A 24,839-nucleotide genomic window follows, 5' to 3' on the forward strand; every position below is an offset into this window, starting at 1 on the left:
ATCCCCCTAATATTCATTTCTTCTACTCGTTAATTTTCAAGCCAACTTCAAGCCCATGGAGAAACACTTGATGGTTATCCAAACATAAAAATTGCTGAATCTCTTCAAATTTCATATGACCAACTGAACAAACCCCTAAATTTAATGTCTCAGCAACCATATTTAAGGTAGCAGTGATAATGCCTGACTCAATACAAGCAAATAAATATCCATCTGAACCGTATTTCGGTATGGAAGCGTTCGCATTATAAACCAAATAAACTGAGAAGGCAGATTGAGTAAATAAATCCTGATTAATTAACTCATGATCACTTTTGATTACTTGATCAATGTTGTTTACAATCACAAGACTATTTTTTGATGGGTTATAATAATAAAATCCAGCTCTCATACCCTCTATACGTTTTGGTTTTACATAAACAAAGATATCAATGGGATAGAGCCCGCCTGCACTTGCGTAATGATAGTATATTTTTTCTTCCCTAACCTGTTTTAGAGTTGATAAGAATTGGGAAAATTCCGAAAAACTAATATGTTTTTCCATATCAAATTGACGACAAGACCTACGTTCCTTGATTATAGTAGGTAGCTCATCTGTTGTTTCAAGTTGAATTTTGGTTGACCGTGCAGCAACGTGCGTGCGATTTAATTGTTCACTCATATACTTATCTAACTTTTCTTTAGAAAAGCGAATCTGGTTGCTATATGGATTTGAAAAAATCTTTTCTTGTGAAGAAAATACTTCTCTTGGGTGTAATATGTTACTTACTAACACACGATTTTTTATCATGAGCTCTATATTTTTTTGTGTCTCTTCTACATTTCCTAACGAAAAGCGCTCTACTAGTTCACTGATTTTCACACCTTTTTGAGCCATAAAATAAAAATCAGGAAACCACTCAGACAGAATACCTGTAAATCTCATTTCCCCTATCAAAACTTCATTATGCAACTTCTCCCAATGCTTAATCGGAGACCAGTAATAAATTTTCTCGCTCATATAACCCTCCATAAACGTTTAACTTATTTTTGAAATGCAATTTTCTAATCTACAAAATTTTTTTTAGATTCTGCTCCTTGTCTCATAGTGATTATAAATACATGCACTTTAACGAAACTTGAAAATAATGAAATAACTTTTTCTTCATTAAAATTTTTTATTTCATCATAAAAAATGATTTTTCTTTGGATATTTCACATCCTTTCCCATAGTAATCCTATAAGTTATAAACCATTTATAACATTGAGAATATTCATGTATTTCCAATGTGAAATTATTGTAATGGATTGGAGAGCGGTTGAATATAGTTATTAAATCAAATAATGTTGAGAAAGTTTTATTTATTATATTGATAAAATTTTATGATGTAATTTATTACAAATATATTAAGAAAAGAGTTTTAAATTTTTCTTAATCAGTTAGTGTGAAAATATCACATACTATTACATACAATCGAGTTACTTACATTTCATATTCAAAATAGAGAAAAGACACCTTGAATGGTGTCTTTTCTCTATTTTAATTCCATATACTTTTTACGCCTTTGTTATTTTTAAACGATTTGTAGGAATTAATACAACTCGAACATCTAGTTCGTTATATGTTCGAATATATAATAAACATTATCTGAATTACGAATGTATTTCAGATAATGTTATAAATAAACTCAAAGATATCTTCTCCTCCTACTGTCACAAAAGAAATAATCTATTGCTTATTTCTTTTATTAAATTGTAATATAATTACAGTATGTGAAATTATATTACATTAACTTTAAAAACGAAGTGAGAATAATCTTCACTTCGCTTTTTTTATTTGCAATCCTTATTAAATTTGCTCAATGCAGTATTTATTTCCACATTCTTCGCTTTTATTTAATCGGTTTCTCTGTTTTTAAGACAAATGAACTTAATGCAGGAACTTTAATTTTATTGTCATGGACAACATAAAGTGGTTTACTTCCCGCCTGCTTGCCGTCTACTAGTACTTTCCAAGGCCCTTTCGATGGAAGTGTTATTTCAACAGCTTCTCTATTTGCATTGTGAGCCACTGTAAAGTATTCATTTTTATTCCCCTCTATTGTATAAGCTACAGTATTTTTCGGAGCATCAATAAATGATACGTGTGTTTTTATTTGCTCTGCAGATGTCATTCGAAAAGCTGAGTACTTTTTGCGTAATTCTATTAAACCCTTCATATAATCTACTTCATTATTAAACGTTGCACGGCGCAGCCAATCCATCTGGTTAATTGAGTCTGGAGATTTGTAACTATTATGATCACCGTATTTCGTCCGCATAAACTCTTGCCCTGCATGTAAAAATGGAATTCCTTGTGATGTTAATAAAATCGAAGAAGACAATTTGTGCATTTGTGTTCGCACTTCATCGCTGTCACCTGGATTAGTTAACTCAAGTTTATCCCATAATGTATGATTGTCATGTGCTTCCACATAAGTTAATACCTGTTCCGGATCTTGATAGGTAGACGAATTTGTATCGTAGTCAATACCTGCCGTAATACCTTTTTTAATACGATCTTCCATATTTTCCTTTCCATTTATAAAACCATTTTCTTTCTCCTCAAATACACTACCTTTCAACCCATCACGTATATTATCGTTAAAATGAGCAATCCCTTTCATTTTCTCTGCATTTTTTTGATTTGCTTTCAGCTCAGCTGCAAGAGGTGTATTTAAATCCCATCCTTCTCCGTGTAGTATAATAGAAGGGTCAATTTGATTAACAGCTTTACGTATTTCATTCATCGTTTCATAATCATGAATACCCATTAAATCAAAACGGAATCCATCTAAATTGTATTCTTTTGCCCAATATGTTACGGAATCTATCATAAATTTCCTCATCATTTTTCTTTCTGAAGCAGTATCATTTCCTACTCCAGTTCCATTTGCAAATGTTCCATCTTCATTGTAACGATAATAATAACCTGGAACTAACTTATGAAAATTAGATTCAGCAGCGTTATACATATGGTTATATACTACATCCATCACTACTCGAAGATTATTATCATGTAGTGTTTGAACCATTTGCTTTAATTCAGTTATTCGAACAGTTGGCTCATAAGGATTTGTAGAATAGGAGCCTTCTGGAACGTTGAAATTTTTAGGATCATATCCCCAGTTATATTGCGGTTCATTTAAAGTCTCTTCATTTACTGAAGCATAATCAAATATCGGTAAAAACTGAACGTGAGTAACACCAAGCTCCTTTATATGATCAAGTCCTGTTTTTACACCTTCTGGCCCTTTTGTCCCTTTTTCTGTTACACCTAAATACTTCCCTTTCTGTTTAATACCACTTTCAGGTTGAATGGAAAGATCGCGTACATGTAACTCATAAATAATAGCATCTTCCGGAGTTTTAAATTTTGGCTTTTTGTTTACTTTCCATTTTTTAGGATTTGTTTCTTCTAAATTAACGACTGCACCTTTATCCCCATTTACAGAAGCAGCACGCACATATGGATCAACCGCTTCAGTCCACTTATCACCAATTTTGACCTTATACGTATAAAGGAGCCCTTTTTGGTTCCCCTTTAGTTCTGCTGTCCAAGTTCCCTTTTCACCTTGTTGCATGTTTATTTCAGCACCTATTTTATCGTTCCAGTTTTTATATGTAACTAACTTCGCTTCGCTTGCAGTAGGAGCCCATAAACGGAACTTTGTATGTTGCGCGGTATATGTATTCCCTAAATCGTTACCACTATAATAAAATAAATTATCAAATTCCTCGCTACGAATGACTTTACCAATTTCAGTATTCGTATCAGCTAAGTTTTCTATTTTAACTTTGTATGTTTGTTTTAAATCAATTTTCTGTTCCGTAATTATTTTAACCTTATTAGTAATATCTCCACTGTTTATATCATAAGGACTAATATTCTTAATTTTAATGCCTTCAATTTCAATTTTCTTTTCCCTAATATGAAACGGGACATTAGTCGTTACGGTAATTTCATGGAAACTATCAATAGTTGCTTTTTGAATTGAGAGATCTGAAGAAGGCTTAGAGTTATATACTTTTTCATCGCCCGAAAGAATCCATACTTCAGCACGACCGCCCTTTATATTTTCAATCCAACGATCCCCACCATCTTTTTCCCATTCATTTGTTCGAACTATAAATCCTACACGATTATAGTCACCGTCTATTTTTATCTTAGCGTATTTTCCAAATTCATCTTCACCAGTAAATTCATAAGATGTACCATTTGCATTTTCTCCCCATAACCAAAGATTCCAGTCTTTTGTATTTCCAAGCTTCTCTTTGTAATGAATGATAACTTCAGTTGTTTTCGAATTTGAAACTGCCTTCACACCCTGAAAGGAGAAAACAGATGATAACATAACGATTAAAGTAAGTAATAAAACTGTTTTGTTAATTAATCTTTTTATAATTTGCACCACATACACCCTTTCTTCAAATATTACTAGCGATTTATTATGCTTACACTGAATAACACTGCTTAAATTAATCTAGAAATCTCTTTTGCTTCACCTCCATATTGGCTATTTTCACGTATGTATTTCAATGACCTTTTAATACGAAAGCGCTTGCGTAAATACTTAAAAAAATAGATTTGTGTATGCCCTCATATATTTGTAAATGCTAAAAGATCAGGGAAATCATTTTAAAGCAACCGTTTGTTATCGCTTTCATTTTATAGACTTTCTATCAAGAGGTCAATATATTATTAATTTTCTGTTTTTATATACTTTAAGCCTTATTTATTTGTCGCAACTTCTTACAGATAACGCGCCTAATTATTGCTTAGTCAGTTTATTTTCAACAATACATTGCTACGTAAAAAAGCTAATATCCTTAAAATGATATTAGCTTTTTTCATAATGTATTAATATATGAATGAGAACTATATTTCTAAATTACTTAATTTTTGCTGCATCAAATGCTTTTTGAACTGCTTGAACTTCAGCTGTATTCGCACCATATTTATTAGTTGCCACTCGAATACATGCTGATCTCAATTCTTTGAAATTAGAAGTCATGTTTAACTCATCTGTATTTGCATAATAGAAAATATCAAACATTTTATCTTCACCAATTCCTTTAACAGTTACTCCGTTATGAGTTCCGCCTTTTGCAATGAGATACGCAACTTTATTAATAATACTTGAATTAAAATGAACACCGCCTTGATCCCATCCATTAAAATCGTTAAATTCACTGTAATCATCTGGATAAGGTACTCCTAGTGAAGATGGAACAGAAGCTGGGTTTTCCATATCACGGAAAACAGATCCCGTTTGTTCTCCCATTGTCCAGTTAAAGTTTCCATTATTTACGTATTTCTCAATAGATGTTCCCATAATATCAGATAGCGCCTCATTAATCGCACCAGATTCCCCGAAATATTCAAGGTTAGATTCGCTAGAAGTAACAGCATGTGTAAATTCATGTCCAGCTACGTCATATGCTTTAACAATAGGATCCCCATATACAAGCATACTTCCATTATTAGCACTTAATGCATTCTGCCAATTTTTTGGATCATTCGTCTCTTCAGAATCCCAAGCGTGTACAACTGAAACTACCTTTTGTCCCTTATTATCAAAGCTATTACGCTTGTATTTATCTTTATAAAAATCAAATACTTTTGTTGCTAAGTAATGAGCACTTACCGCTTTTGGATCGTTAAATGTTGCCGAAGTACTAGTCGCTAATGTACCAGGATAATAGCTTTCTTCTTTAGTAATATCTCTGTAATTCACATCATATGTTTCAATTCCTTGCCCTCTTGTATAATCAGCCAGAGCATATTTGCCATTACTTTGTTTAGAGATACCAAATGAACGAGAAATACCTAAATCATCTTTTCCTGTTCCAGTTAATGATGTAAGACTGCTTTGTTTACTTTTCTTTAAAGCGCCAACTAGTTTGTCACTAGCCTTTAAGTTAGATTCTTGTACCATATTTTTTAACATATCACCATTTTGTGCATTTACTAAATAAGTACCAGAAACATAGTTTGGTGTTGCAGCTTCAAAGGTAACTTGGTATGCATTTTTAGCTTGTCCATTATTTTCATCAACAAAAATAACCTCTTTAACTTCTGGCTCAGTAATAAACTTGATATCGTTCCCGTACTTCGTATAAATAAATTGTTTTGCTTCATCTTTTGACAGATTAATAGGTTTTTTCAATTCTTCTTGTTTTAGATTTTGCGCGCTATCACCTGAAACACTTTTAATAACACCCTTATTATCTACGTGTGCAGTTAATTGATGGCCATATACTTCTTTTCCTTCGTATGTTTGCTGCATACGCACAAGTGTAGTTCCATCATACGAACCACGTTTTTGAAGGACTTTATAATCTACTCCAGATTCTCCATTGACTTGTTTTTGGGACAGAGCTTGTTCTGTTTTCTCCTTAAGTGCATCCTTTACTACATTTTCTGGTGCCTTTTGTGACGGCTGTGTAAGTTCACCCGAACGGAACGATTCCTCCTGAATTTGAACTTGTAGTTGATCTGTTTCCTCTGCATGACCTACCCCATATGGTGCCACAGCTGTTAAAGCTAATCCTGTTGTTAATGCTACCTTAGTTAATGTCTTTTTGTTTTTCATTATTTCACCTCGTATAATTTTTGAAATAGAAAGCTTGTACAAAGTATACTGTCTATTTCTGTCGGAAAAAAGAGAAAATACACAATTTATGTAACATTATGCAAAATTACATAAATTGTGGTCAATATTATAAATAATGAACGGAACACATATGTACATTAATTTGAATAAAAGAGATTCCTTATAGGCGCTCATCCAATTGGTTAGTTATTAATTATCTATATTCATTCTAATAAAAGTATACTTACATCTAAATAACAACATAAAAACCCACTCTTAACTATTTTAAGAGTGGGTTTAATGCTATTAAAATAACAATTACTATAAGAAACCTTATAATTTATATTTTTTTAGTAATCCTATTAAGTTTTTTATAAAATTCACCTTTTGTCTTTGCATGATTAAACTCATTTGGATTAATATTTGCTTTTTGTGAGAGTGCTACAATTTCTTCTTTTGAAATTGAGTCTTTCGTATTTATAGATGCTATATTTGTGTATTTTCCGTCTTCTGTTTTTGGAATTTCTAAAATCCCTTTATTCACGAGATCAACTACAGCCTTATGCTCTGAAGAATGTAAATCTACACCAGTAATTTTCCAATTACGCATAACTTTTGGAGTGTATACACCATTCTTTACCTCTTTTAAATATGTAATAGCAAGGTTACGAATGGTTCCGCCTGTTTCTCCAAATGCATTCTCTTGTTTAGATGACCAAATTTGTTCAAACTTACGCCCCTCTAAAGCTCCCCCTTTTGCCTGAAGAGCCTCCATTCTATATGCATTCATTCCCAACGTCATAACATCGCTCATTTTGATTGGTTTGCTTGTACGAATAGAGCGTAAATTTGTAATTCTGCTTCCATATGGTTTTGTTAAGTCAATTTCGTATTTTACGCCTCCAAAGAAATCGTTCGTACTGTATTTAGATGCACGGCGGGTTTTATCAAAGCTAACGGTTACATCTCCGGCACGAGATGAGTTAAAATATCCTGCTGCCCATTCCATATAGTCTTTTAAATCTTTTCCAGAAATCTTATATACTGTAATTTCTCCCAAGGCATATTGGTAATTGTACGCAATATCTTTTTTCTTAATAGGACCTGTATCTAAACGGGCATAATCATTATCAATTTGATGGGCTACTACATCTGCTTTACTGTAGTAGAGCATGACTTCATGAAAGAAATCTGATAAAGGTGTTTCTTGAATCTGAACACTTGGAATACCCTTTATTTCATTTTCAGGAACAAGATTTCTACCCTTTAATTGAGCAACTACAACATTTGCATCTCCTCTCGCATATTCGTGAAAAGGTGTTAATGTTTCTTCAAGTGTAGGATCAGATAATATCGTTGTTCCATCAGCATTTTTTACAGGTATAGCGGTAGCAGTTTTATCTTTTAAAACCAACTTCCCATCTTGCTTTGTAAAAGTAAGGTCAATACGTGAAATATGTGTTCCATATTTATCTGGTTCTGTAATAATTACACCATTTACAACTTCTTTTTTTACAAGTTTATGCATGTGAGCCGCAAAAATAGCACTTAGTTCCGGACAAGCATTTGCAATATCTTGAACACCAGTACCAGGGATACCATTCTCATTTTCTAATCCCATATGCATAACTCCTACCATTACATCTACTTTACCTTCTAATTCTTTAATTGCCTTTTTTGTCTCTTCTACCGGATTTTTCACCACTAAACCATCTAAATGATCAGTTCCTTTTTCAAAGTCACTAATCATTGGGGTATTCATACCAATAATCCCGACTTTAATTCCACCTTTTTCAACAATTGTATATGCAGGAAGAAAGCGTTCTCCATTTTCCTTATAAATATTACCTGCTAACGTTTTTCCCTTATATTGCTCACTAACTTTTTTCAATGTATCTAATCCAAAGTTGAATTCATGATTTCCAAATGCCCAGGCGTCATATCCCATTGTATTCATCGCTACCATCATTGGCGATTGTGGCTTATCGTTGAATAATTCTACTGAGTTTCCTTGAATTGTATCCCCGGCATCTACTAATATAGTATTTGGATTTTCTTGACGGACCTTCTTAATAACCGTATAAAGCTGCGTCAAACTTCCACTCATATTTGCTCCATCAAGTGCATAATCCCAAGGCATAAATCTACCATGAATATCTGCAGTACCTAACAATGTAATATTTACTTCAGATTCCTCAGCCTTAGAGATAGGTGGTTTGACTATTACTGCTGTTGCAAGCAGTAATAGAATTACAAAGTAACATACATAGTTCTTCCATTTCATTTTTTGCATAATAATAATATTTCTCCCCTTTTTGTACTTTCATAAAGTTGTTTGAACTTTAAAAATGTAACTTATTATTCAGGAAACTTCAACTACAAAAGATAATTTTGAAGGTGGTTCTGTTGCAAAAATAAAGAGAATAAATTGCATACATCCCCTAACAGAATTGTATTTTATCATTTCCTGACAGAATACCCCTTCCTTATGGGTGTGAAGTATACTTTCAAAATAAGGACATATCATTTATCATCATAAAAATCATCAGTTCAATTTATTAAAACGGGCATATACAATATGTTATGATGCTAATTTTTTTGAATTTCGTTGCTGATTTATTTCCTTCTAAATAAAAACACTTTCAAAAAAATAACCCCGCTCTTCATTGAAGACGGGGTTACACTTATACAGAAAATCGGATAGTTTCATATTTTCTTAAGCTTATTGGTTACTTTCAACTAATTTCATTCTATTTTTGTTTTCTTCTGAATCAATATGAATCAACCGTTTTCCCTGTTTATAATACGTATCAATAAATAGGGAATGATTTTTACTTTTCAATTTCACAAAGCAATTTTATCTCTTTGATTTGTAACATATGACGCTGTTCATGCAAATAGATCAGTTCTATCCACTGGTCAAGCGGTAAATCTCCAAGCGCTGGATGCATCACTGATTTTTTCGCTAATATAGACTCATCTTCTATTGTACTCAGGAAACGCATCAATTCTTTTCTTGATTTGCTTAGCATATTGAGCATTTGCTGCACTTCAAATGGTTCTATACTTGGTTCAATCATTTCTGGAGCTATAAACTTTTTCGTTCTATCTAATAAAATAGTGTGAATTTCTTTACGCTCATTTTGGGTACTATCTAACTTTTTTAATCCTGAGGAAATAACTGTTATAACTCTCTCATCTAATAAAACTATATGATGACAAACTTGTGCAATACTCCATTTATCCTTATCTGGTTTCCTATTAAATTGAGCATCACTCAACAAAGTAATTTCCTCAACTAATTGATTTCTCGTTTCATAAAACTTACCATTCACAAATTTATCCATGCGGATTCTCCTTTCATTGCAACCTACATACTTAAATTCCTACGCTAGAAATATTATCTTCGAAAAATTTTTCTTTCACTACTATTCCAATTTCATTTAAAGCGACAAATGAAGTTATTTGTTTTTTTGTATATTTTTAATTGACACAAATAAATCAACCTTTAACTTTCCTTCTAGATCTTCAGCAACATTATTTAAGCAAAACTCTAAATTATCTCTATCATAATCTGCATCATACTCACTATTTGGTAGCCACTCTGCATACATGTATTGATACGCTTCACTTAACTTGTGAGGTTTATCATAAAACTGGTATAGACCATAGTTACCTCCATCTAATCTTTTAAATTGCACATCATGATACTTTTCTTTATCGAAGTTTTCAGGAATCGTAACACATGCATCATGCCGGCACTTATGGCTTGCAACAAGTTCAGGATTATCTAATGATATTCCGATAAATGATTGCTCTGGTGGATAAAGGTTATTTTCAATTGACCAGTTCAGTAACTTTCCCCAGTGATTTTGCGGTTCAAAGTAGCTACCAGTTCGTCTTATATACGCTACTTCTAATGGTGGTAATTTTTTTATAACAACTTTCATTTACATCTTCTCCCCTATAAATACGTACACTGTTTATTTAGCTTTCTTTAATATTTATTCCTTCTTAAATAAAAATAATTTTCTAATCACATAAAGTGAACCTTTAATCAGCGGGGGATGAATTTTAATTGTAATATAATGGATTACTACTACTAAAGTAGTATGTACTTTCATACTTTTATTTGATTTTAAATTCTTTTTAAATCGATATATTAATTGTAAGAAAATAAAAAGGTGGAGGATTTTAATTGATTAAAGGAATATACGAAGCGCATTTACCAGTGAGTAATTTACAACAATCTATCGAATTTTATGAAAAACTAGGATTGAAGTTAGCCTGGAGCGATGAATCAACAGCATTCTTTTGGATTGAGGAAGGGAAAAGTTGGCTAGGATTATGGGCGGGCTCTGAATACGAAACAAAATATCATCCTTCTTTACGTCATATTGCATTTAGAGTTTCATATGAGGATTTAAAAGAATCATTACATTGGTTACACTCACTTCAAATTAAAGCTGTTCCGTTTGGGAGTAATGAATCTATTGAACCCTTTGTCCGTCCACATCAAGGTAATGCATCTGTTTATTTTATTGATCCAGATGGTAATAGCTTAGAACTTATTTGTCATATTGTTGTACCTAACGCACTAAAACATATAACTGATAACTTATCCTTTAAAAATTGGGAGACACTATTAGCTGAAACATTTGAATGAATATTAGTTATAAATCATAATGGCTCGCCTTTATTTTTATAACATGTATAACAATCTTGAATAATAATGTCCTATCAATTTATCATTAAATAAATGTAAAAAATGACCCTATTTATTCATTTTTAATGCGTATGTATGTACATTTGTTAATTTATTCGATATATTATGGGTATTGAATGATTACGTAAAGTGTATAGGTCGCTTATATAACACCTTATATTTTTATATCCGTGAAAACTACAAAGTGTATGAAAATCCATTTGTCAAATGAATTTAGTGCGGAAGGAGGTTTGTGGTTACTTCATAGGGTATAATAATCAGTTTTTTACTGATAAAAATATAGGAGGCGACATAATGTTTCGTACGATTTCAAATTTCATGAGAGTAGCTGAGATAAGAAGGAAAATCCTTTTTACACTAGCGATGTTAATCGTTTTTCGAATTGGCACGTTTATTCCAGTTCCTCATACTAACGCAGAGGTATTAAAAGTACAAGATCAAGCTAACGTTCTAGGTATGTTAAACGTATTTGGTGGAGGAGCACTGCAACACTTCTCAATCTTTGCTGTAGGTATTACACCATATATTACAGCTTCCATCATAGTACAATTACTACAAATGGATGTTATACCTAAGTTTTCGGAATGGGCAAAGCAAGGAGAAATGGGCCGTAAGAAATCAGCTCAATTCACTCGATACTTTACAATCATTCTCGCATTCATACAGGCCATCGGAATGTCTTATGGCTTTAATAATATAGCAGGTGGACAATTAATAACAGATCAAAGCTGGACTACATACTTATTTATTGCGACAGTTTTAACTGCAGGTACTGCATTTTTACTCTGGTTAGGCGAACAAATTACCGCTAACGGAGTTGGTAATGGTATTTCGATGATTATCTTCGCAGGTCTCGTTGCTGCGATTCCAAATGTTGCAAATCAAATTTATTTACAACAATTCCAAAATGCAGGCGATCAGCTATTCATGCACATAATAAAAATTGTTTTAATTGGACTCGTAATTTTAGCGATAGTTGTTGGTGTTATTTACATTCAACAAGCTGTACGTAAAATACCGATCCAATATGCAAAAGCTGTTTCAGGAAACAATCAATATCAAGGAGCAAAAAACACTCATTTACCGCTTAAAGTAAATAGTGCTGGTGTTATACCAGTTATCTTTGCTTCTGCATTTTTAATGACGCCGCGTACAATTGCGCAGCTCTTCCCTGATTCAAGCGTATCAAAATGGGTAGTTGCAAATCTTGATTTCGCACATCCAGTTGGAATGACACTTTATGTCGGTCTTATCGTTGCTTTCACATACTTCTACGCATTTATTCAAGTAAATCCTGAACAAATGGCTGAGAATTTGAAAAAGCAAAATGGATATGTTCCTGGTATTCGTCCTGGTAAAGCAACTGAACAATATGTAACTAAAATTCTATACCGTTTAACATTTATCGGTGCAATTTTTTTAGGTGCTATTTCTATATTACCGCTCGTATTCACGAAAATTGCTACGTTACCACCTTCTGCTCAAATTGGTGGTACAAGCTTACTTATCATTGTTGGTGTAGCACTAGAAACTATGAAGACGTTAGAAAGCCAGCTTGTAAAACGTCATTATAAAGGCTTTATTAAAAAAGTGAATTAATTATAAAAAACACAGTTGGTTATTTTTCCAACTGTGTTTTTTATTTTATCAGTCCTGTAATATACAGGGCTGTTGCTTTATTAAACTACATCTCCTTCTCTAATAACCGCCCTTTTTTGAAATAAGTCCGTAGTGTTGAACGATTGGCCAAAAATACACCAATCAATATAAGACAAGCCCCCATTCCCATTGTAGGATTTAAAGGTTCTCCTAAAATGATATATCCCACAATTATTGCAATTAATGGTGATACATATAACCACGTCGATGGAAATACTGGATTTGTTTTTGATAAGAGCCAGTAATATAATCCGTGTCCACCAATCGATCCGATAAATATGAGATATAAAATAGGCCATTGTACACTCCATGAAGTTAATACAGTTACATTTGGTTGTTCTACAATAATAGATGCGATTAGTAGTAAAATCCCTCCATAAAACATTTGAATACCGTTAATAAGAAATGGTGATACATTTGATAAATCTGAAAGTATTTCTTTTGAGCGAATAGAGCCTATTCCGTAAAACAACTCTCCTATAACTAAAACAATACAAGCAATACTCCATATGAAACTTACTTGTTGATGCATTCCTGGTAAAGAAACAAATATAACACCTATTAGTGCAATAACTAAAGCAACGAGTTGTTCCTTTTGTAGTTTCTCCCTATTCCTCTTTGCTTGTATTAATAAAATCATCATTGGTCCCGTAGCAGAAAGAACAGCAGCTAATCCTGAAGAAATATATTGTTCTGACCAATATAAACTTGCGAATGTCATAAATGTTAAACAAAATCCAGCATACATAATGCGTTTTGAAAATATATGTGGCATAATTTCTTTTCGCTTTAATTTAAAAATAATCATAAGGATTATGCCCGCTAAAAAGAAGCGAATTCCTGCTGAAAACAACGGTGGCGCCCCTGCTTCAATTCCCATTTTTATCGTTAAAAATGTTGTCCCGAAAATAATACATACTAAAATGTAATTAAAAATGACCATTTTTCTTCCTCCTTTTTACTCTTAAAATGAGTATAGAGGGTATGGTGTATAACAGTGTATCGGTACATATAACAGTTACTTCAAGTTGTAGTTGATTCCCTATATATTTTTCGCTTTAATTAAATTAAAAAGAAAAATAGGTGAAACTATGAAGATTGTATTGCGTAAAGAATCAAACATACCGTATTACAAGCAAATATATATGCAAATTGTTGAAAGAGTACAAAGTGGTATGCTTTCACATGGTGAATCCCTTCCTTCTTTACGTTGTATGGCCACAGATTTACAAATCAATGTATTAACTGTTCGTAAAGCTTATAAACAGTTAGAAACGAAAGGGTATATACGCATCGAACAAGGAAAAGGTGCTTACATATATAAACGTGTAAAGAAAGATTTTAAACCTATACCGTATAAATGGCAACAATCAAGATCTATTAATGTTATGCGTTCTCAATATGCAATGAATAAACATCGTAAATATTATGATTTTTCACAAGCAATTCTGTATCCTCGTCTGTTACCAAATCCATTTTTGGCAGACGAAATGCATAAATTGCTGGATAAAAATCCGATGTTGTTAGCAACTTATGGGCCAGTTCAAGGCGATTATGAACTGCGAGTTGAAATAGCAAATTACTTAAATGAACACCAGAAATTAGTGACGGACCCATCTCAATTATTAATTACAAGCGGAGCACAACAAGGAATTGATTTAATTGCTCAAACATTATTAAAACCTGGAGATATCGTATTAGTAGAAAGTCCATGTTACAGTGCTGCGCTTGACGTTTTCATCAATAAAGGTGTTCAAATCATTCCTATTTCTCTTGATAATCATGGAGTTCGTTCCGACTTAATTGATGATATTTGTCAAAGTAAAAATCCCGTTTTATTGTATACAAATCCCACCTTCCAGAACCCGACTGGTACAGTAATGAGTAAAGAACGAAGAATGGAACTTATAGAACTAGCGGAGCTATATCAATTTTTTATCATTGAAGATGATTCTTTCGGAGAAATATATTTTGAAGGTGCTATAGTCCCACCACCAATCAAAAGTTTTGATAAGGATGGCCACGTGATATATATAAAAGGATTTAGTAAAACGTTAGCACCAGGACTGCGTATCGCAGCACTTATTGCCGATGGTCCTATTTTTGAATGGCTATATGCAGTGAAAGGTTCCATGGATATCGGTAGTCCTTTATTAACACAGAAGGCACTTCTACCTTTCTTACGTGCGGAACGTATGAAAAATCATTTAGAAAAATTACGTACAGCTTTACAAATGAGACGTGATTTAACAATTGATATATTATCGCCATTAAAAGGACTAAACTTTGAGATACCAAATGGCGGTTTTAATTTATGGGTGACACTGCCTGATTCGATAGATCCCTTTACCTTATTACAAAAAGCAAATGAAGTAGATGTCTCTTTTTTACCAGGAACAGCTTGTCTATTAAACTACGAAACAAATGATAACCAATTAAGAATTAGCTATTCAATGTTAAACGAAAAAGATATGGCAATTGGATTAGAGAAATTACATGATACAATACGAAACAATATTTGCTAGAAGTAATAACACAATAGCCAACAATAAATAATGCCCGAAAATGACAAAGTGTAGTATGGGATATTATTTATTGTTGAGCTTTTTCGTTATTCAAATCTAGTTACTCTATAAGCTGTAATCTTCATTATCATTCCACTTTAATTACAATCTTTCCTCTAACATGTTGTCCTTCACTCAAAATATGAGCTTCTCGAACTCCTGCTTCATTAAATGGCACCACTTTACTTATGATTGGTTTGATTTTTCCGTGTACAATTAAAGCTGATAATTCTTCTAATTGTTTTCCGTTTGGTTTTAGCCATAAAAATCCTGATTTTATTCCTTCTACTTTTTGTAGTGGTTCATGAACAATGGAAACTAGAACACCACCAGGTTTAATAATTCGAAAACTTTTTTCTTGCACTTCGCCACCTATTGTATCTAACACAATATCAAAATCTGATACTAGTTCTTCAAATTTATCTTTTTTATAATCAATAACGAGATCGGCTCCTAAAGACTGTAAAAATTCTTTATTTTTACTACTAGCAGTCGTTGCAACAAAAGCTCCAAATGATTTTGCGATTTGGATTGCCAAACTTCCAACTCCACCAGCTCCAGCATGAATGAATACACGGTCATTTTCTTTTATTTTTGCGTAATCTATAAGACTTTGCCACGCTGTAAGTCCTGCAAGAGGAATAGAAGCCGCTTCTTCGTAACTAATATTATTAGGCATATGTGATACTAAATCTGATTGTACTGCAATGAATTCAGCATAAGAGCCCTTTCCTATATTTTCAGGTTTTGTAAACACTTTATCTCCTATATTGAAACACTCTACATCTTTTCCAACTTCTTCAATAACTCCAGCTACATCTAATCCTAAAGTGATTGGAAATGAAAAGCGTAACTGTTCTTGTAAGTCACCTTTTCTTATTTTCCAATCAACTGGATTAACAGATGTTGCGTGAATGCGTATTAATACCTCGTTATTCTGAACAACCGGTTTTAAAACTTGTCTTTCTTTTAATTCTTCAACAATACCATATTGATCAATAACAATTGCTTTCATTTCCTCTCCTCCTTGCTATTTATTTTAATAACATACAATTATTTCTCAAAATTTTTTGTCTTGAATTACCATATAATTATTTTTGGGGGTAATTATGCAAGAAGCATTATAAAGTGAAACTTTAATCAGCCCTCACCAATCGTGATTTTTCGGGCAGTTGATCCCCCTCCCAACTTCTTTGCTTTCCCTGAATTTTGAGATGGGACTCCTACTGCCCGTGAATGCGGGATGAATTCCAAAACGAATCTTACACACATCTTAGAATCATTCAAAACTGTATTATTAATTAAATTCAAAAGAAATGAGGCTAACTATATGAGTGAAAAGATATTTAAAATAAACGGAATTGATATATGTACAGAAAGCTTTGGGAACCCTAAGAACCCAGCTGTTTTATTAATTATGGGCGCTACATGTTCCATGGTTTATTGGGACGAAGAGTTTTGTGAACTGTTGGCTAGTACGGGGAAATTTGTTATTCGCTTTGATAACCGTGATGTTGGACGCTCTGTTGCCTATGAACCTAGAACTTCCAATTATACAGTAACAGATATGGCTGAAGATGCAATTGGAGTACTAGATGCTTATCATATTGATAAAGCTCACCTATTTGGTATGTCATTAGGTGGTATGATTGCTCAAATTGCCGCTGTAAAACATCCTGAAAGAATTTTGACGCTAACTTTACTAGCGACTAGTGTAATAGGATCTGATGACAATACTCGCAATTTACCTCCAATGGATGAAAGGATTTTAACACATCATGTAAATGGCACAAGTATAGATTGGACAAATAAAAATGATGTGGCAGAGTATTTAGTTTCAGGATCTCGTCTATTATGTGGATCAGAACGAAAATTTGATGAAAATAGAGTTTATAAACAAGTAAAACAAGAAATAGAACGCGCAAACAATTTATTAAGTATGTTTAATCATGCTTTACTTCAAGGTGATGATGCATATGAAGGTTTACTTCACTCCATACAAGCACCTACATTGGTTATTCACGGAACAGATGATACAGCACTCCCATTCGAACATGGCCTCGCACTAATTGATGAAATTCCAAACTCAGTACTAGTAACTCTTAAAGGGGCAGGCCATGAAAACCATCCAGATGACTGGGAAAGCATAATTAATGCTGTTTCTAAACATACATCTAAAATTTAGATAAAGTGAAACTTTAATTAGCCCTCACCAATCGGGCCTTTACGGGCAATTGATCCCCCACCTAACTTCTTTACTTTCGCTGAATTTTGAGGTGGAGGTCTTACTGCCCGGCAAATAGCGGGATAAATAACTAATGGAAGGGGCACAAATTGTATTGTGCCCCTTCCATTTACAAACAAAACCCCATCACTGTATTCGTATGTATAGTGATGGGACTTCTTATATTTTTCTATGTTTAAAAAAATGGACAATCTAATTGATCAACAGATTCCCATAATTTTTTTTTTGCATTTTCGGTGGGTGTATTTGTTTCTAGTGGCATGTTTTTAAAAGGGTTTACTTCGACTTTTAATAAGGATGAAGGCTCCACATATAACGAGAAAACATGGCTGCTTGGTAAAGCTTTTGAAACGTCAATATCTCCTACTTGTTTAAATAGTTGCTGCGCAGCAAAGAAGAAGAAATTAGTTGGATTGGATTGTTTATTCAGCCATGCAAGCATTTCAGGTGATACCGATTTATGAATATTGATTTTTACTCGATCACCACGTTTATATCGCCTAGATCGCATACTTCCACCAACTAACTTATCGTTAAGTTTGTAAATCCTAACTCTTTTTGCTTATGCTCTCTATATTTTGGCGAACAAGTATAAACTAATAATCCTCGTGCATTTGTAAATAACGGATTATCTACAAAGATTACATTTTTGAGTCGTCCTTTTTGCTTTAAAATCATTTTTAAACTGTTTTTAATAATTACTGCACCCCCGCCATAAATAAACACGTATGGATCATCTTTCATATCATCAATTTTATTTATAATATCTGTTGCAACACGGGCCGCTAAACCTAATAGCGCTGGCTGTGATTCCTCAACTAATAAGGTATTTCTCGGATGCTTATCATTTAAATAAATTTGATTGAATTCTGTAATACTATCAATCGTCTTAGTTGGATACTTCCGGTTCCATCTCGTAATGATTTGTAGTAACGTCTCTTTTACACCATAAGATAAACCTTTACTTAGTTGCGGACGGAAATTCACCCCTAATGAAACAACTTCTTCTGTCGTCCCTGCGCCAATATCAAAAGAGAGTAGAGTTTTATCTACAAAATCAATTTCAGAAACTTGATTTTGCTCACATTCTATTTTATGTTTCACAACATTTCCTTCTTCATCGTATACAATGCCCCACGTCCCAGAAGCACCCTCAGGCAGGCATTTACAATACTCAATTGAAACATTAATTGTCACATCGCGTCCGTTCGGATAATGGAAAATAACCTTATGATTTCCCATATAACGTTTTGCATTTTCAGCAGCTATTTCTTGTGTAATAAGCTGCATAGGAAGAGCGACAGATAAATCATAACGAATATTAATATGGCTAGAAGTTGGACTTTGACGCATAGCGCTTACCGCCAAACCTGATAGTATTGTAATAACCATTAACTCATCCGTTGACTTATTTGATTTCTTCTCTACCTCAGTACCTTTTAATTGATCTTGAATGACTTTTTCTCCAACGATGTATCGTACATTATTTAGCATTAACGATGGCGAACTTATAGTCACATCAATGTGGTTTTCTAATTCAGATAATGAAACATCTACCTCATCTAAGAGTCCTGTAGGCTCACCTATATATAAAGAATAAATACTCGGAATAAAAATAGGGTCTTGCCCTTTCACCATTAACTTCAAACCGTTGTTTCCTGCATCTGCACCAGCTTTTAAAAGTATAGACATAACTACCCCCTAAATTAATCTGACATCCCTTCCAAATATATGCGAGCCCATTCTTTTACATTCAAATGTATTGTAATTTTTTATTTATCATAAAACCAAAATATTGCATACTTATATATTTCGTGTAAAAAGTATTTGACATGATACTTTTCCAATTTTATACTTATATTTGTAAAGAGTTTTTTACAATCGAGGGGGCAATTATTTATTGAATACTAAAAAAACTATTTTTATAATCATTGTTTTAGCATTAATTGCAATACTAGTACATGGCACATATAAATACATAACTGAAGGTTCTATTTTGGGTGGTACGATTTTTGCTATTTCGTTAATACTTAGTAATTTAATTAATTACATTACTTGGGGAGATCCCCACGGTGTATCAGAAGAAAGTCAAGATGAAATGGGACAACAAATTACATATAAAAGCTTTAAAATTGCATATTTTGTGCTTGTAGTTGTAATGTTCCTTATATTAATCTTCTCTGAAGGATTTTCTATGGGGGCTAATTTAGATGGAGTAAAAAACCTCCCTCTGTTCATCGCAATTTGCTCTTCATTCTTTATTTATCCTATTGTCGAACTCGTAGTTGCAAAACAATATAAATAAAAAGATGAGGTTTTCTATATGTAGAAAACCTCATCTTTTTATATTTACATACTCTCTACAATTGCTTTTAATTTATTCACAGTCCGCCAATTCCTAACTGTAGCTGGTGTATGTAACTTCTGAAACTGGTTCATTAATTTAGAATTTCGAATGCTATTTTTGAAAAACAAATAAACAACCTTCTCATCTATATAGCAATCTTCAAGTTCACTTTTAAATGTAAGCAATTGACTACTCTCTTCTTCAGAAAGTACATTAGCTAAAAAAGCAACATGAACACTTTCTCCTTCTAACAATGAATGAACTTCATACGGACATTGTTTAATAATATTTATAAATTCATCATGTGTTCTTAGCATGACTGGAACATCGAAATCAAATTCTTTTTTTATTTCAGATTGTATTCGGTCCTTTAGAAAGTTTATACCTTCCTCAGATTCGAACACAATATTACCACTTTGTATATATGTTTTCACTTGTTTTAAGCCTATTGATTCAAACACTCGTTTTAAATCAGCCATTTTGATTACTTTATGGCCACCGACATTGATTCCTCTTAGTAATGCAATATAAAGTGTCATATTATTCCCCCCACAGTAAAATGAACTTATCAATTGAATCGATTTTCCCACTCATATTTCTCGGATATTTGTTTTAATTCTTCTAACATATCATGAATAGATAATACCTCAAATAAAATAATAGATTCACTTGAAAAATGATGATGATAATGATTTGGTTTATAATCTTTCAAATCATTTTTATAACTCCAAAATTGCTTGTCTAATTCAGCAATAAGTTTAAAATGTTCCTCATCAATTTCATTACAACAGTTTCTTAATATAGCAATTATAGAATGAATTGTCCGTTGTAATATTTCTCTTTCACTTTGTGACCAGTCACAAGTCTCAATTGACACTCGAGCTAAATTATCTATATGGTAAATGATTTGCTGTAATATATGAAGTCGCTTCTGCATCGTTAAAAAGCTTCTCATTTCCTTTTTTGTATGTTGATGATATTTCCAATCTTTCTGCTCATATTGAACAAATTGTATTGCCTTATGCAATAATAAAGTCAATTTAGATAGATCCTGAGCTGTCTCCTTTTTCATACCTTTTCCTGTAAGTAATGCAGTAATCCATTCTTCCATAATATTTGCTGTTTTAGCAAATAGATCCTCTGTACATCCAAAAATCGTTTTAGTGTAGTGTGGTGGGAAAATGAAAAAATTCACTAAAGTAGATACTATAATACCAGTAGATGTAGTAGCTAAACGAATTAAAAATGCAGTAAAATAATGATCTGCCGTAATTGGAATCATAGCTACAGCAGTTAAAGTTGCTACTAATGTTCCCGCATGTAACCTTAGTTTTTGACATGTAACAATCGTAAACATCGCAGCTAATGCATAAGAAATTGCTTGATGGCCTAGGAAAAATGTGAAAGTCATGGCATATGCCGATCCAATTGTTGAGGCCGGAAAGCGAATAAGCCCTTTTTTTATTGAGTCTGTTGCAGTTGGTTCAATTGTAACAATTGCTGTTATTACAGCAAAAATAGTTGGGATGTTAAAAAATTCACAAACTAACACTGTAAGAAAAACTGCAATCCCAGTTTTAATCACTCTTCCCCCAACAATATTCCATTGTCTATCTTGATTCATTTTTTATATCCTTCATTTCTGTTTCATTTTATATACATATATTATATATTGTTAAAATAAAAAAACCTACTACATGAATATTCAAGAGTAAGTTTTCTATCTCATTATTTCATTATAGGTAAATGCATTATTATTTGTTGGCCCATTGGTCCCATTCTTCTAAAACCTTTATCTTGGAAGCTGACTTTTGCATACAAATTTTGTGCAGGAATATTTCTTTCATTCACAGCAAGTACAACTTCATTTTTTATTGGAAAATAACATTTTACAAACTCTTCTAATAATAACAATGACTTTTTAGCGTATCCCCTTTTTTGTCTATTGTGATTAATAGAAAATGATGTTAAAAGTAAAGCATTCTCATTATCCGTGAACTCCTTTACTCTATCTCCCGTTTGCAATGCGAAAAGACCCACCGGTACCCCATTGTAATCTAAAATAACAATCACATTTTTTGTACGATCACTTTTTGCTTTCTCCAGTAATGCGCTTGGATCTGATGTAAACTGAACTTGTTCACTTGGTAAAGTAAATGTTTGTATAACTTCTTTATATTTCTCCTTATACGGAACTAATTGAATTTCCCCTGTGTGTATGTTCATGCTAAACTCTCCCATTTTTTTACTTATTAACTTATACCTTGCTGTGCTTTTGAATGCACTCTTCCATCTAAAAAGGTAATTTCAACAAATGAATTTGGAGCGTTTCCTTTCCAAGCAAAAATTTGTTTAATTTGTGTAGAATGCTCTACCCCTTCTTCTATAAGTAAATCCCCTTCAAAACCAATTAAATCTTTTACTTCTGTATAAGTCATTCCTTCATTTATGTTCGAGAAATGATTTATATTGATAGACGCTTTCTGTTGCTTTTCCATCACAGTAGAAGAAGTTGCTGTTTGATTTTTCACTTCTTTTCTTTGTTCACACGCTGTCATACTGAAACCTAAGCAAAAACTAAACAATATACATGCGCTTTTTTTCATCATAACAGTTGTCCCTCCCATCATAATTAAACCATATATTCCCTTGAAAATAAACTGAATATTTAATATTATATTCAAAAACCTCGTACAATTAAGTACGAGGCTAATTTCATTTATTCAAATGATTATTTGATTGATCATCCTGTTCTTTTCTTAGCTTTTGTTCTTCATCTTTTGGTAATTGTTTATCATTATCTTTAATTGGATTCGTTTCTCTATTTTCAATCATATCATTTGGAACTTGTGGCATTACTCGGCCCACAATAGCCGCTAATTCATCTAGTATACCTTCACCTGTTTTTCCTTTTTTAATTTGCTTTCCAATTTGTTTGAGGCGTTCATACGTATCAACATCTGCTACAACGACTGCATTAGCACCGTCAGGATCATTTTTTAAACTTTCTGCAACAGAGTATTTAATTGATTCAACTCGAGTTCGATCAAGTTTTGCTTTTACGTCTATACCTACAATTGCATATTTGCCGACTACTACGGCTGTCGCATCATTCACACCTGGCACACTTGCAGCTAAAGATGCTAAATGATCTGCTGCTTTTTCATTTGGCTTATTTGATTTATTCGTATAATTAACATTTTTCATTGAAACATTTTTTTGTTCCGGCTTTTCGTTTGGATTGTCTTTTTTTCCAATACTGCATCCAGTTATAACGAAGCAAAGCATCAATATATATATTAGAGTTTTCATCATTTTCACCACTTCACTATTAAGGTTTAATCATAAATTTTTTCAACAGCTTGCATTTTCTTTACCTTTTCCTCGGCCCCGCTATTAGCATTAATGAATATTTGGTACGTATCTTTTCCTAAAGTGCCTACAAATTCATAGCAAAGTACTTCATTATGCAAATCATTGACTACTACAGCTTTACGTTCTTCCATGACTTTTACATCCGGATTGATTTTCTTTCTTGCTTCTGCTGCAGTTAGCTTTGCCGATGGAACTGTTCGCTTTTGATGTGACGCTAAATATTCTTTTGCGGAGAACCCAACGATAGAACCATCATCTAAAGCAATTTTCATTTGAATTGCTTCTGGATAAATTCGTACTCCATTTTCATTTACTACATACGTAAATACACCAACATTATCATATTGAGAACTATCATAAAGCTCCATATTATTAAACTTATGGTCCTTTAAAAATTTCAAACCTTTACTACCTGCATCGTTTAAACTAACTTTCTGTTCTTTAATTTCGCGGTTATTCATAACCCAAATCGGATATCCGCCTTTTCCGGTAATATCCATATAGAACTCATTGTTCGTTGCTTCATCTTTAATTTTCACACTATAGAAGGATTCTTTCGCACCTTTTCCGCTTTTCTCAACATCTACTTTTTCATTTCCTTTTAAATTCAAAAACGATTTTGCAATTTTCGCCGCTTCATCTTTAGAAATTGCCTTTCCTTTCGCTTCAAATCCACCTTTTTTATTTTTTTGCGCACTTGTAAAGGTCGGTCCGAAGTTTGTAGAAGAATATGATGTTACGTTTTTCTCTACAGTTTTCAATCCATCAATAATTGTGTTATCTGCTGGATCGCGATTTGATGCAAGTGCCATTTCTACATCCATCCAGCGTAAATTATTTTTCAAAACAAGATGTTGTACTTTTCTTAGTTCATCTTGTATATTTCCTGCATTTGAATATAAAGTTTGCAACGTTTTATATTCTTGCTCATTTAACGGCTCTTTTTCTAAATCACGAATGGCTGCACGGTAACTAAAATCACCGATATTCGCTAAAAATTCTTCCGTTTTATTAAATGGCATTAATGTTAAAGGAAGTTGCCCTACATCTGAGCGAGCTTCAGATGTTAAACGCCATACATCCGCTAATGCAGGTGATAAAGATGATCGTGAATTCATCGCAAGTGTTGTGCCAATTTTATCGTGTAATAAATCGACTTCGTATGCTAAATCATGGAATGCACGTTGATAGCTATTTTCCGCTCGAATTAAAACCGCATTTTTCTCTTGGTGCTCTTTATAGCCCCAGTATCCTGTTCCTACTACGCCAACTGTTAATAATACAATGATAATACCTCGTAACATTGTCC

Annotated in this window: 22 protein-coding genes; 5 read left to right on the forward strand and 17 right to left on the reverse strand. The window is 32.9% G+C overall.

Features of this window, described 5'->3' with window-relative positions:
• Positions 1-22: 22 nt before the first annotated feature.
• The 6 genes from MHI26_RS13795 to MHI26_RS13820 form a co-directional block, all read right to left on the reverse strand.
• Positions 23-1,000 (reverse strand): SagB/ThcOx family dehydrogenase, encoded by a 978-nt coding sequence (locus tag MHI26_RS13795; RefSeq protein ID WP_061666114.1) that lies wholly within the window; start codon positions 998-1,000, stop codon positions 23-25.
• 871 nt (positions 1,001-1,871) lie between these two features.
• The gene (pulA, locus tag MHI26_RS13800; RefSeq protein WP_061666113.1) at positions 1,872-4,430 is read right to left on the reverse strand and encodes a type I pullulanase; all 2,559 of its coding nucleotides are present in this window, start codon (positions 4,428-4,430) and stop codon (positions 1,872-1,874) included.
• A gap of 480 nt (positions 4,431-4,910) precedes the next feature.
• Positions 4,911-6,614, reverse strand: a complete 1,704-nt coding sequence (locus MHI26_RS13805; protein ID WP_000791455.1) for a M4 family metallopeptidase — start codon at positions 6,612-6,614, stop codon at positions 4,911-4,913.
• Positions 6,615-6,954: 340 nt separating this feature from the next.
• Entirely contained in the window at positions 6,955-8,907 is a 1,953-nt protein-coding gene (locus tag MHI26_RS13810) for a bifunctional metallophosphatase/5'-nucleotidase (protein ID WP_061666112.1), read from the reverse strand.
• Between the two features lie 538 nt (positions 8,908-9,445).
• Complete coding sequence (locus tag MHI26_RS13815) at positions 9,446-9,961, reverse strand: DinB family protein (RefSeq protein ID WP_000357358.1); 516 nt, start codon at positions 9,959-9,961, stop codon at positions 9,446-9,448.
• A 114-nt stretch (positions 9,962-10,075) separates the two neighbouring features.
• Positions 10,076-10,564 carry an AraC family transcriptional regulator gene (locus MHI26_RS13820; protein ID WP_061666111.1) on the reverse strand — a complete coding sequence of 163 codons (489 nt, stop codon included), beginning with the start codon at positions 10,562-10,564 and terminating at the stop codon, positions 10,076-10,078.
• 248 nt (positions 10,565-10,812) lie between these two features.
• Between MHI26_RS13820 and MHI26_RS13825 the strand changes: the two genes are divergently transcribed.
• On the forward strand, positions 10,813-11,280 hold the full coding sequence (locus MHI26_RS13825; protein WP_000589641.1) for a VOC family protein: 468 nt from the start codon (positions 10,813-10,815) through the stop codon (positions 11,278-11,280).
• Positions 11,281-11,634: 354 nt separating this feature from the next.
• Positions 11,635-12,939, forward strand: coding sequence for a preprotein translocase subunit SecY (gene secY, locus MHI26_RS13830; protein WP_000490137.1), 1,305 nt, complete (start codon positions 11,635-11,637; stop codon positions 12,937-12,939).
• A gap of 85 nt (positions 12,940-13,024) precedes the next feature.
• Here the strand turns inward: secY and MHI26_RS13835 are convergent, their stop codons facing one another.
• Complete coding sequence (locus MHI26_RS13835; protein WP_000234369.1) at positions 13,025-13,942, reverse strand: DMT family transporter; 918 nt, start codon at positions 13,940-13,942, stop codon at positions 13,025-13,027.
• Between the two features lie 148 nt (positions 13,943-14,090).
• Between MHI26_RS13835 and pdxR the strand changes: the two genes are divergently transcribed.
• On the forward strand, positions 14,091-15,524 hold the full coding sequence (pdxR, locus tag MHI26_RS13840; RefSeq protein WP_000706775.1) for a MocR-like pyridoxine biosynthesis transcription factor PdxR: 1,434 nt from the start codon (positions 14,091-14,093) through the stop codon (positions 15,522-15,524).
• A gap of 127 nt (positions 15,525-15,651) precedes the next feature.
• Here pdxR and MHI26_RS13845 read toward each other — a convergent pair whose 3' ends face one another.
• Positions 15,652-16,578 (reverse strand): NADP-dependent oxidoreductase, encoded by a 927-nt coding sequence (locus MHI26_RS13845; protein ID WP_061666110.1) that lies wholly within the window; start codon positions 16,576-16,578, stop codon positions 15,652-15,654.
• 315 nt (positions 16,579-16,893) lie between these two features.
• On the opposite strand from MHI26_RS13845, the gene MHI26_RS13850 reads away from it, so the two are divergent.
• Complete coding sequence (locus MHI26_RS13850) at positions 16,894-17,748, forward strand: alpha/beta fold hydrolase (protein ID WP_061666109.1); 855 nt, start codon at positions 16,894-16,896, stop codon at positions 17,746-17,748.
• Positions 17,749-17,765: 17 nt separating this feature from the next.
• Here the strand turns inward: MHI26_RS13850 and MHI26_RS13855 are convergent, their stop codons facing one another.
• The 3 genes from MHI26_RS13855 to MHI26_RS13865 all read right to left on the reverse strand — a co-directional run bounded on the left by MHI26_RS13855 (position 17,766) and on the right by MHI26_RS13865 (position 19,500).
• Positions 17,766-17,894, reverse strand: a complete 129-nt coding sequence (locus MHI26_RS13855; protein ID WP_254905279.1) for a hypothetical protein — start codon at positions 17,892-17,894, stop codon at positions 17,766-17,768.
• A gap of 89 nt (positions 17,895-17,983) precedes the next feature.
• Positions 17,984-18,319, reverse strand: a complete 336-nt coding sequence (locus tag MHI26_RS13860) for a hypothetical protein (protein ID WP_061666108.1) — start codon at positions 18,317-18,319, stop codon at positions 17,984-17,986.
• Positions 18,320-18,330: 11 nt separating this feature from the next.
• Positions 18,331-19,500: a ParM/StbA family protein gene (locus MHI26_RS13865; protein WP_000025622.1), complete on the reverse strand. Its 1,170-nt coding sequence runs from the start codon at positions 19,498-19,500 to the stop codon at positions 18,331-18,333.
• 208 nt (positions 19,501-19,708) lie between these two features.
• Here MHI26_RS13865 and MHI26_RS13870 point away from each other — a divergent pair, with 208 nt between their 5' ends.
• Complete coding sequence (locus tag MHI26_RS13870) at positions 19,709-20,113, forward strand: hypothetical protein (RefSeq protein ID WP_001093144.1); 405 nt, start codon at positions 19,709-19,711, stop codon at positions 20,111-20,113.
• 44 nt (positions 20,114-20,157) lie between these two features.
• Here MHI26_RS13870 and MHI26_RS13875 read toward each other — a convergent pair whose 3' ends face one another.
• From MHI26_RS13875 to ypeB, 6 genes are all read right to left on the reverse strand, one after another.
• Positions 20,158-20,694, reverse strand: a complete 537-nt coding sequence (locus MHI26_RS13875) for a DUF1697 domain-containing protein (protein ID WP_061666107.1) — start codon at positions 20,692-20,694, stop codon at positions 20,158-20,160.
• Positions 20,695-20,723: 29 nt separating this feature from the next.
• Positions 20,724-21,779, reverse strand: coding sequence for an aromatic acid exporter family protein (locus MHI26_RS13880; protein WP_061666106.1), 1,056 nt, complete (start codon positions 21,777-21,779; stop codon positions 20,724-20,726).
• Positions 21,780-21,883: 104 nt separating this feature from the next.
• On the reverse strand, positions 21,884-22,396 hold the full coding sequence (locus MHI26_RS13885) for a GNAT family N-acetyltransferase (protein ID WP_141526893.1): 513 nt from the start codon (positions 22,394-22,396) through the stop codon (positions 21,884-21,886).
• Between the two features lie 11 nt (positions 22,397-22,407).
• Complete coding sequence (locus MHI26_RS13890; protein ID WP_061666104.1) at positions 22,408-22,764, reverse strand: hypothetical protein; 357 nt, start codon at positions 22,762-22,764, stop codon at positions 22,408-22,410.
• Between the two features lie 106 nt (positions 22,765-22,870).
• Positions 22,871-23,467 (reverse strand): YhcN/YlaJ family sporulation lipoprotein, encoded by a 597-nt coding sequence (locus MHI26_RS13895; protein WP_000854055.1) that lies wholly within the window; start codon positions 23,465-23,467, stop codon positions 22,871-22,873.
• A gap of 26 nt (positions 23,468-23,493) precedes the next feature.
• Entirely contained in the window at positions 23,494-24,834 is a 1,341-nt protein-coding gene (ypeB, locus tag MHI26_RS13900) for a germination protein YpeB (protein WP_000943735.1), read from the reverse strand.
• Positions 24,835-24,839: the final 5 nt, after the last annotated feature.

The organism is Bacillus sp. FSL K6-1218 (assembly GCF_038006445.1).
Taxonomy (GTDB): domain Bacteria; phylum Bacillota; class Bacilli; order Bacillales; family Bacillaceae_G; genus Bacillus_A; species Bacillus_A thuringiensis_S.

Bases quoted from the DNA above. Each gene is read 5' to 3' on its own strand.
- secY (WP_000490137.1), top strand. From the start codon at position 11,635: ATGTTTCGTACGATTTCAAATTTCATGAGAGTAGCTGAGATAAGAAGG.
- MHI26_RS13880 (WP_061666106.1), bottom strand. From the start codon at position 21,779: ATGAATCAAGATAGACAATGGAATATTGTTGGGGGAAGAGTGATTAAA.
- MHI26_RS13845 (WP_061666110.1), bottom strand. From the start codon at position 16,578: ATGAAAGCAATTGTTATTGATCAATATGGTATTGTTGAAGAATTAAAA.
- pdxR (WP_000706775.1), top strand. From the start codon at position 14,091: ATGAAGATTGTATTGCGTAAAGAATCAAACATACCGTATTACAAGCAA.
- ypeB (WP_000943735.1), bottom strand. From the start codon at position 24,834: ATGTTACGAGGTATTATCATTGTATTATTAACAGTTGGCGTAGTAGGA.
- MHI26_RS13850 (WP_061666109.1), top strand. From the start codon at position 16,894: ATGAGTGAAAAGATATTTAAAATAAACGGAATTGATATATGTACAGAA.
- MHI26_RS13820 (WP_061666111.1), bottom strand. From the start codon at position 10,564: ATGAAAGTTGTTATAAAAAAATTACCACCATTAGAAGTAGCGTATATA.
- MHI26_RS13860 (WP_061666108.1), bottom strand. From the start codon at position 18,319: ATGCGATCTAGGCGATATAAACGTGGTGATCGAGTAAAAATCAATATT.
- MHI26_RS13815 (WP_000357358.1), bottom strand. From the start codon at position 9,961: ATGGATAAATTTGTGAATGGTAAGTTTTATGAAACGAGAAATCAATTA.
- MHI26_RS13865 (WP_000025622.1), bottom strand. From the start codon at position 19,500: ATGTCTATACTTTTAAAAGCTGGTGCAGATGCAGGAAACAACGGTTTG.
- MHI26_RS13805 (WP_000791455.1), bottom strand. From the start codon at position 6,614: ATGAAAAACAAAAAGACATTAACTAAGGTAGCATTAACAACAGGATTA.
- MHI26_RS13885 (WP_141526893.1), bottom strand. From the start codon at position 22,396: ATGGGAGAGTTTAGCATGAACATACACACAGGGGAAATTCAATTAGTT.
- MHI26_RS13890 (WP_061666104.1), bottom strand. From the start codon at position 22,764: ATGATGAAAAAAAGCGCATGTATATTGTTTAGTTTTTGCTTAGGTTTC.
- MHI26_RS13875 (WP_061666107.1), bottom strand. From the start codon at position 20,694: ATGACACTTTATATTGCATTACTAAGAGGAATCAATGTCGGTGGCCAT.
- MHI26_RS13795 (WP_061666114.1), bottom strand. From the start codon at position 1,000: ATGAGCGAGAAAATTTATTACTGGTCTCCGATTAAGCATTGGGAGAAG.
- MHI26_RS13810 (WP_061666112.1), bottom strand. From the start codon at position 8,907: ATGCAAAAAATGAAATGGAAGAACTATGTATGTTACTTTGTAATTCTA.
- MHI26_RS13835 (WP_000234369.1), bottom strand. From the start codon at position 13,942: ATGGTCATTTTTAATTACATTTTAGTATGTATTATTTTCGGGACAACA.
- MHI26_RS13895 (WP_000854055.1), bottom strand. From the start codon at position 23,467: ATGAAAACTCTAATATATATATTGATGCTTTGCTTCGTTATAACTGGA.